The organism is Mesorhizobium sp. M7A.F.Ca.AU.001.01.1.1, assembly GCF_004022735.1.
In the GTDB taxonomy this organism is placed as follows: domain Bacteria; phylum Pseudomonadota; class Alphaproteobacteria; order Rhizobiales; family Rhizobiaceae; genus Mesorhizobium; species Mesorhizobium ciceri.
The window spans coordinates 1-1,941 of sequence record NZ_RZPF01000955.1 but is presented as its reverse complement, the minus strand read 5'-3'; the positions used below and the strand labels follow the sequence as shown (position 1 = coordinate 1,941).

The following is a 1,941-nucleotide window of genomic DNA, read 5'->3' as shown; positions in this document are numbered from 1 at the left end:
GAGATCGTTGACATTCGTACCGGGCGGGCCGGGTACGAAGAGATCGTCAACCGCGGTGAAGGCCGTCCAGGCATTGTTGCCGGCAAGCATAGCCTTGGCGTCCACCCCGGCAGCGCGCATGCGCGACACGGTCGAAGCATCGGCAAAGGCACCGGCATTGTTTTCCGAACCGTCGATGCCGTCAGTGTCGGCGGCCAGCGCATTGATACCGTCGACGCCATTGATGCCGATGGCGAAGGCGAGCAGGAATTCCGAATTGCGGCCGCCCTTGCCTTTTGCGCGCAGCGTCACGGTTGTCTCGCCGCCCGACAGGATCAGCACCGGCTTCGAGAAAGGCCTGTTGCGCGTCGCCACTTCACGCGCGATCGCGGCGTGGACACCGCCAACCTCGCGCGCTTCGCCTTCGATGGCATCGGAGAGGATAACCGCCTCGACGCCTTGCCGTTTCGCTTCCGTAGCGGCGGCTTCCAGCGATACCCCGGCCGAAGCGATCAGATGCACCTCGTTGCGCAAAAAGCGCTCGTCATCCGGGCTTGGCGCATCGGCGGCCGGCGAATTGATATGCGCCATCACCGAGGCCGGCAGTTTCATGCCATAGGCCGATATCGAGGCCAGCGCGTCGGCGCGGCTGCCTGTATCCGGTACGGTTGGGCCGGAGGCGACCATTGCCGGATTATCGCCGGGAATATCGGAGACGATCAGCGACACCACCCTGGCCGGCCATGCGGCCGCCGCCAGCCTGCCGCCCTTGATGGTGGAAAGGTGCTTGCGGATAGTGTTCATCGCCGCGATCGGCGCACCCGAGGCGAGCAGCGCCTCATTGACGGCGATCTCGTCGGCCAGCGTCAAGCTGCCGGCCGGCGACGGCAACAGCGCCGAGCCGCCGCCGGAAATCAGCGCCACCACCAGATCGTCCGCCGTCAGCCCTTGCACCTTCGCCAGCAGCCGGCGCGAGGCTTCAAGGCCGGCATCGTCCGGCACCGGGTGCGCCGCCTCGATGATCTCGATGCGCTCGCAGGTCGCGCCATAGCCATAGCGGGTGACGACCAGCCCTTCGATGGGGGCGTCCCACACTTTCTCGAAGGCTGCCGCCATTTGCGCCGAGCCTTTGCCCGCGCCGATGACGATGGTACGGCCCTTGGGCTTGGCCGGCAGATGATCCCTGATGGTTCGTTCCGGATCGGCGGCGGCGACGGCGGCGTTGAAGATAGAGACGAGGAACGATTTGGGGTCGAGCACGGTCATTCGGCTTCCCGAGGCAATGCCAAGCCGCGCTTGTCGACGCCCAAATGATCGCACAGCGCATCGACGACGACGCCGTGATCCTCGCGCTCCGGCAGTCCGGAAACGGCGATGACGCCAATGACGCCGGTGCCCTTGGCGTTCACCGGAAAGCCACCGCCGGCCAGCACGTAGTCGGCAATATCCAGCCCTTCACCAATCTTGAAGGTGCGGTCGGGGCGCTGCTGTTCCAACACCATGCGATAGGTGCTTCTCAGGAACCGTTTGACCACATTGATCTTGCGCCGCGCCCAGTCGGGATTGGAAGCGTTCGAGCCCGGCAGCGCGGCGTAGAACAGCGGCCGGTCCCACAGCCTGATGTCGACTATGATGGGTAGATCTTCGGCGATTGCACGATCGCGAATGGCGGAGCCGATTTTGAAAGCGACGGCCTCGTCAAAGGTCGCGAAGACAAGGGTCTCTTCCTGTCTCTTGATCAGAGCGATGTCGTCAGCAACGGCCATTTTCTTTCTCCGAAATCGTCACACGTCGTGTGTACGACAAGCTCCGCTCGGTCAAGCTTCCGTGGCGTGGCCACCTTCTCCCGAGGGGAGAAGAGACGAGCACGGGCCTCGGCTTCCTCCTCTCCCCTCGGGGAGAGGCCGGATTGCCCCGAATTGCCTTCGCAATTCGGTTGGCAATCCGGGTGAGGGGGCCTTA

Annotated in this window: 2 protein-coding genes; both read right to left on the bottom strand. The window is 64.3% G+C overall.

All coding sequences use genetic code 11. The features are described 5' to 3' along the window. Positions 1-1,245: glycerate kinase (locus tag EN884_RS34510; RefSeq protein WP_164895371.1), on the bottom strand; the 1,245-nt coding region annotated here is incomplete at its 3' end. Further along, entirely contained in the window at positions 1,242-1,745 is a 504-nt protein-coding gene (locus EN884_RS34505; protein ID WP_063169827.1) for a heme-degrading domain-containing protein, read from the bottom strand. The genes EN884_RS34510 and EN884_RS34505, both read right to left, overlap by 4 nt. Between the last annotated feature and the right edge of the window lie 196 nt (positions 1,746-1,941).